This is a genomic window from Rhodococcus sp. NPDC060086, assembly GCF_042730275.1.
In the GTDB taxonomy this organism is placed as follows: Bacteria; Actinomycetota; Actinomycetes; order Mycobacteriales; family Mycobacteriaceae; genus Rhodococcus.
Window position 1 is genome coordinate 1 of the sequence record NZ_JBHWWZ010000090.1, and the last position, 6,063, is coordinate 6,063.

7 protein-coding genes and 1 riboswitch are annotated in these 6,063 nt (G+C 64.5%); of the genes, 4 read left to right on the forward strand and 3 right to left on the reverse strand.

The genetic code is table 11. The annotated features are described in order from the left end of the window. Positions 1 to 77: 77 nt before the first annotated feature. Positions 78 to 536 carry a PPOX class F420-dependent oxidoreductase gene (locus ACFWB0_RS25370; protein WP_378493163.1) on the forward strand — a complete coding sequence of 153 codons (459 nt, stop codon included), beginning with the start codon at positions 78 to 80 and terminating at the stop codon, positions 534 to 536. Positions 537 to 593: 57 nt separating this feature from the next. Then, positions 594 to 1,778 (forward strand): winged helix DNA-binding domain-containing protein, encoded by a 1,185-nt coding sequence (locus ACFWB0_RS25375; RefSeq protein WP_378493164.1) that lies wholly within the window; start codon positions 594 to 596, stop codon positions 1,776 to 1,778. A 1-nt stretch (position 1,779) separates the two neighbouring features. On the opposite strand, the gene ACFWB0_RS25380 is transcribed toward ACFWB0_RS25375, so the two are convergent. Then, the gene (locus tag ACFWB0_RS25380) at positions 1,780 to 2,385 is read right to left on the reverse strand and encodes a uridine kinase (RefSeq protein ID WP_378493165.1); all 606 of its coding nucleotides are present in this window, start codon (positions 2,383 to 2,385) and stop codon (positions 1,780 to 1,782) included. 169 nt (positions 2,386 to 2,554) lie between these two features. Further along, positions 2,555 to 3,406: a formate/nitrite transporter family protein gene (locus ACFWB0_RS25385; RefSeq protein WP_378493166.1), complete on the reverse strand. Its 852-nt coding sequence runs from the start codon at positions 3,404 to 3,406 to the stop codon at positions 2,555 to 2,557. Positions 3,407 to 3,551: 145 nt separating this feature from the next. Then, a riboswitch (SAM riboswitch) is annotated at positions 3,552 to 3,664 on the forward strand. Between the two features lie 27 nt (positions 3,665 to 3,691). On the opposite strand from ACFWB0_RS25385, the gene ACFWB0_RS25390 reads away from it, so the two are divergent. Next, positions 3,692 to 4,138 carry a hypothetical protein gene (locus tag ACFWB0_RS25390; RefSeq protein ID WP_378493167.1) on the forward strand — a complete coding sequence of 149 codons (447 nt, stop codon included), beginning with the start codon at positions 3,692 to 3,694 and terminating at the stop codon, positions 4,136 to 4,138. Between the two features lie 11 nt (positions 4,139 to 4,149). On the opposite strand, the gene ACFWB0_RS25395 is transcribed toward ACFWB0_RS25390, so the two are convergent. Beyond that, positions 4,150 to 5,187: an alpha/beta fold hydrolase gene (locus ACFWB0_RS25395; protein WP_378493168.1), complete on the reverse strand. Its 1,038-nt coding sequence runs from the start codon at positions 5,185 to 5,187 to the stop codon at positions 4,150 to 4,152. Between the two features lie 65 nt (positions 5,188 to 5,252). On the opposite strand from ACFWB0_RS25395, the gene ACFWB0_RS25400 reads away from it, so the two are divergent. Next, on the forward strand, positions 5,253 to 5,834 hold the full coding sequence (locus ACFWB0_RS25400) for a TetR/AcrR family transcriptional regulator (RefSeq protein ID WP_378493169.1): 582 nt from the start codon (positions 5,253 to 5,255) through the stop codon (positions 5,832 to 5,834). Positions 5,835 to 6,063: the final 229 nt, after the last annotated feature.

Below are 6,063 nucleotides of genomic sequence, written 5' to 3' on the forward strand. Positions count from 1 at the left end.
GACCCGCAGGCTGCTGCCTGCGGGTCCGCGTCGTTTCCCGACAGCAAGCCGGGGGCATGCCGCCTATCGTGGGTGTCATGGCAATCGCAACGGCTGACCACGTCTCACGCGAGGACTTGCTCGAGTTCCTCCGACCCCGTCACCGCGGAGTGCTGATCGCGTGGCGGGAATCGGGTGCGCCGCAGGTCTCGCCCGTCACTCTCGGCGTGGACGACGATGGCAGAGTCGTCATCGCGACCTACCCGCAGCGGGCCAAGTCGGTGAATCTGCGCCGCAACCCACGCGCGACCGTGTGCGTCCTGTCCGACGAGTTCAATGGTGCGTACGTGCAGGTCGACGGCACCGCTGAGGTGCTCGACATGCCCGACGCGGTCGAACCGCTGGTGGACTACTTCCGATGCATCTCCGGTGAGCACCCGAACTGGGATGAATACCGCGATGCGATGCGCGCGCAGAACAAGTCGCTCATCCGAATCACCATCGATTCGTGGGGCCCTGTCGCAACCGGTGGATTCCCGCCGGAGCTGAGACGCTGACAGCGCACTCGCACCGACACTCACGACTGGGTCGACACTCCCATCTACCATGGCGGAATGGTGCTTCGGACTGTCGACGTCGGGGAACGCAGAGCACGCCTTGCGGCCCGCCACCGCATTGCCCCGGCGCATCGTGCGCCTGATCCGGTCGAGGCCGCAAAGAGCATGGTGTGCCTGCACGGCACCGACCCGGCCACCGTGTATCTCTCGGCGTGGGCGCGTGTCGACGATCTCTCCGTGGCCGAACTCGACGACGCGCTCTACGTGGAGCGCTCCCTGGTCAAGCACCTCGCGATGCGTCGCACCGTCTTCGTGTTTCCGCGCGCCGCGCTCCCGGCGGCACAGGCCGGCGCAAGCAACCGGGTCGCGCAGGCCCAGCGCCGCAGCGTGATCAAAGACATCGAACGCGCTGAATTGCATGAGGACGGCGCGCGTTGGCTCGATGAGGCCACCACGAAGGTACTCCATGCCCTGGCCGGAGGCCGGGAAGCAACCTCGTCCGAATTACGTTCCGAAATACCGATTCTCGACGCATCGACCGACTACGGCATCGGGAAATCATGGGGAGGGAAGGTTCCGTTCGCGCCGCGTGTGATGACCGTTCTGTCCGCATCGGGCCACGTGGTCCGCGCCTCCAACAACGGGCACTGGCGAATCTCGCGTCCGAACTGGGCGCGCACCGGGGCGTGGCTGGGGGAGGAGATCGAACCGCGTAGCGAATCGGAAGGGCTTCGCGAACTCGTCGAGATGTGGCTACGCGCATTCGGTCCCGGCACCGAAGCCGACATCAAGTGGTGGCTCGGCTCGACAGTGAAAGGCGTGCGGGCGGCACTGGCCGACCTGGCGGCAGTGGAGGTGGATCTCGACGGGCGTACGGGATATCTCCTTCCCGAGGACGTAGACCCTGCTCCACCCGTCGAGCCGTGGGGTGCCCTGTTGCCGTCGCTCGATCCCACGACGATGGGCTGGTTCGAACGCGACTGGTATCTCGGTCCGTACAAGCAACAACTCTTCGACACCAGCGGAAACGCCGGGCCGACCGCGTGGTGGGACGGCAGGATCGTCGGTACCTGGTGGCAGACCGACGACGGTGCCGTCCGCCTCCACATGCTCGAAGACGCGGGGGCCGACGCAGAAGCCTTTCTTTCCGATGAGGCAGCTCGGCTCGACGAATGGCTCGGCGGGGTGAGGGTGATGCCCAGATTCCCCTCGCCGCTCGCCAAATCTCTAGCGGCGCAGTAGTTCAAGAATTTCGCACCGCGGGTCGGTCGGGATGGTCGAAGCGCACGACGATGTCGGCATCGACGTCGGAGTCGTGCGCGAGCAACGGTGTGATGGTCCAGTGTTCGTCATCGGCGGTCAGCCGCACGAGTGCGCCCTCCGACATCCTCAGCTGAACGGTCGTATCGAACGCGAGCCCGCGACCGAGGAGCATCGGACCTGCCACGAGCACCACGTGGTTGCCTGCAGCGTCGACCCGGCGAACACGCGCGGACCGGTCGGTGGTCTCGTCCCACAGTCGCGGCAGAAAGCGGTGCTGCTCCTTCAGAGACGAGACCACCTCGCGGTCCAGTGCGTCGTAATCGAACCAGCTCGACCGGTAACTCTCTTGGTCGGCGTGCCCGTGTTCGAGACGCAGCGATGCCTGCCGCACGAAGTCGTGCAGAGACACGGCGTGTGCGGGACGTCCTGAGGTCCGCAGATGCTCGACCACCCGGTTCGCCAGACCCATCGGATCGGCGGCGTCGGCGGCCGAGATTGCCATGGCGACCCGACCCGGTAGTGCGCGCACACGCTCGGCGAGCAGCTCGGCCAGCGCAGTCGGAGAGATCGGAGTGAACGACGCCATCCGACCAGGTTAGCGTCGGCGGTATCTCGACCGAACTCGCGTTCCTACCAGCGGTAGTCGAGGAATTGCCGTCGAACGTCACCACAACCCGATCACCGTCCGGATGCGGGCTACGCGATCAGTGCTGCGGACTCGTGCTTGGGAAGGATGGGAGTCACGGCAAGCCCACTCACACGGTTTCGGGTCTCTTGTCGGCCATCATTGCAGTGTCCGGGACAGGGCGCTTCGGCTTCGTGCGCACGTGGGTGATGTAGAGGGCGAGCCCCACGAACACGACACCGCCGACCAGATTGCCCAGCACCGTCGGGATCTCGTTCCAGATCAGGTAGTCACTGAGCGTGAAATCACCGCCGAGCAGTAGACCGGACGGGAACAGGAACATGTTGACGACCGAGTGCTCGAATCCCATGTAGAAGAACAGCATGACGGGCATCCACATGACGAGAACCTTGCCGGACACGCTCTTCGACATCATCGCCGCGACGACGCCGGTCGAGACCATCCAGTTGCACAGCACGCCCCGTAGGAACAGCGTCATCATGCCTGCGGCGCCGTGTTCGGCGTAGCCGAGTGTGCGGGCCTCACCGATTTCGCCGAGACGTTCACCGACCGCGTCCGGCGGGATCGAGTAGCCGTAGGTGAGGACGAAGGTGATCAGCAGCGCCACTGTGAAAGCGCCCAGGAAGTTTCCCACGAACACCAGACCCCAGTTCCGGAGCATCGACCTGAGCGTCACCCCCGGACGTTTGTCGAGGTAAGCGATGGGAACCATCGTGAACACGCCGGTGAGAAGATCGAAACCCAGCAGATAGAGCAGGCAGAATCCCACCGGAAAGAGCACGGCTCCGAGGAGTGCGTTGCCGGTCTGCACGGTGACGGTGATCGCGAACGCCGCCCCGAGGGCGAGGATGGCTCCAGCCATGTACGCCCTGATGAGGGTGTCGCGGGTGGACATGAGGACCTTGCTCTGACCGGCGTCGACCATTGCGCGGGCCAGTTCGGCGGGTGGAACGTAGGACACGGAAACCTCCTGGTGCGAACAGTGCGCGACCAGTGTCGGCAGTGCCCGTGTCCGGGGGGTTGCGGAGCAGTAAGGAAGCGTTGCGTACTTCTCCGCGGACGGACGCCAGGGTTGTGAGGCCGCTGCGTCATGTAGAGTGGCGGTGCTTCACGAGATGCCGTCGCCAAGCTCCGACTTGACGGCACGCCAACCCCACGCTCGCGGGTGGCTCGGATGACGAAGCGGCTCGCGGCCGACCGGCCCGGGCACGAGCGCCCCGCCCCGGGGCCGACCCGGAGGAACATCATGACAGATCACTTCGACCACGCTGATCACTTCGACCACGCTGATCACTTCGACCACGCTGATCACATCCGGAATGCCGATCGCGCAGATGTGCACGGGTGCGCCTCATTCGGTGACGGGCACCATGTCCATCACATCCGCGCCCGCAAGGCCTTCCATGATTCCGATCTCAGCGTCGGTGCACTGGTGCGCGTGCTGGGCGAGACACACGTCGAATTATCCTGGGATGGAGTACGACTCGTGTTCCGCCACCACGACACTACTGCGATCATCCGTGCGGTCGACGCGGCTGGGGAGATCGCGACCTGGGTGCCGCAGTGGCGGGTCCTGATACTGCCGGGCTCCGACCCGCACGTGCCCGCGACCTTCACCCTCGCGGCTCCTGATCATTGGAAGGACTGCGTGCCGGGTCACGTCCCCGTGCTGACGTATGTGCCGGGCTTGTGAGCGTGTTCGGATCACACTTTCTCGGCGTCGATCCAGAACTCGGGAAGTTTGACTGCGAGAAGATCTTTCGCCTGCATGGGAAGTGAATGGGTGGTATCGGGGAAGACGGCGACCGTCGCGTTCGGGAGTTGCCGAGCCCGATCGGCGGCGTTCGTGCCGCCGGCGATCGAATCATGTTCTGCGATAGCGACGTAGGTGGGAACGGTCAAGGAATCCCTCTCGCTGTCGTTCATGGGTGAGGGGGTCGGCAGCGCCGCCGAATAGTGTTCCGAACCTGCGGCGATCATCTTCGCCATGTCGTCGTTCGGGTCGAATTCGGCACCGCCGACCTTGCCGAGTGCGGTGGTGTGCCAACTCTCGGGAAGAAACGGAAGGCTCGACACCATCGTCCACGCCATCATGCGCGCGGGCGGATACGCGAAGGTGAATACGGGTTCGAGGAGCGTCAGCGATCGGACGCGCTCGGGGAACTGTCGTGCGTACGTCGTTGCGATCGCGCCGCCGAACGAATGGCCGACGATGTGTGCGCCGTCGGCGGCGAGTTCGTCGAGTACGTCGGCCATCCATATCGCCTGGTCGTCGAACGAGGTCAGCGGAACGCTTTGTGTCGACAGGCCGGCGTCGCCGAGTGCGTCGAATGCGAGGACGCGCCGGTGTGGCAAGAAGTCGGCGAGGTTTTCGGCCCACATCGGGACACCCGACGCGCGTCCGGGGACCAAGACGACCGGAGCGGTGTCCGCGGTTTCCGGTGAGCTCCACTCGTAGACGCGGACCGTCCCGAAACGGGTCGTGACGTCGAGAGTTGTCGTGGGCGGAGGGAGGGTGGACATCGCCCGCTCATAGGCCTCGACATAGGTGCGCCGGCCCTCCGCGTCGCGGAAGTGGCCGATGCCCGGAGCTCCGAAGAAGAACTGCTGGATGCTCACTGCGCCCAGTGCTGCAAGTGCGGCGACCACCACGATTCCGCTGCGGCGCAGCCATCGGCGGTGTCGGCGGGCGGGTGGTGGACGGTCGGTCCGGGAATCTGTGTCCGTGGTGGGTTCGCTCATGTGGGTTTCCCTCGAAGTCAGCGATTCGTACTGTTTGCAGTATAGACATATTGTAAAATTCTGACATGCCTAAAGTGGTCGACCATGCCGAACGTCGCAGAGAGATCGTGTGGGCACTGTGGGCGGTAATCCACAAACGAGGAATCGACGGGGTGACGTTCCAGGCGGTCGCGGCCGAATCCGGTGTTTCGATCGGCAGAATCCAGCACTACTTCGAATCGAAGCAGCACCTGATCCGGTCCGGGGCGCAGGAGATGGTTGCCGGCGCCGAACAGGTGTACCGCCGACGAGAATCTTCCGATGACCCGAGATCAGCCCTCGTGGCCTTGCTCACCCAGCCCGTTCCCACGGACGCATCCTCCCGTATAGGTGCGTCGGTCTGGTACGCCTACCTCGCCAAAGCGACGAACGACCCGTGGATCAGGTCGTTTCTTGCCGAAGCGTCGCGGGGGACCGTCAGTGAGGCCGAGAGGCTCCTCTGTCGCGTCGGTCTTTCGGAGCGCGCGGCTCACGACGAGGCCGAGAGGTTGGTTGCACTCAGCAATGGTGCGACGCAATCGGTATTGGTGACGGCGATGGATGCCGACGCTGCAACAGATCTCGTCAGCCACGAGATCGACAGGAGTATCGAGGGCCGCATCGGGTAGTCGGGCTACTCGACCATGTCGGTGGGTAAGTGCACCATCGATCTCATGGGACACACTCATCACGCACTCGACTACATCGAACTCGGCGCGACCGACCTTCCCGCGACACGTCGCTTCTACCGATCTCGGTGAGGGTGCTCCATCGTTCACGGTGGAGGTGAATCACCGTCACTCAGGGCGCCGTTGAGACTTCACGTACTCGGCAATCACCGACAACGGCGCGCCGCCC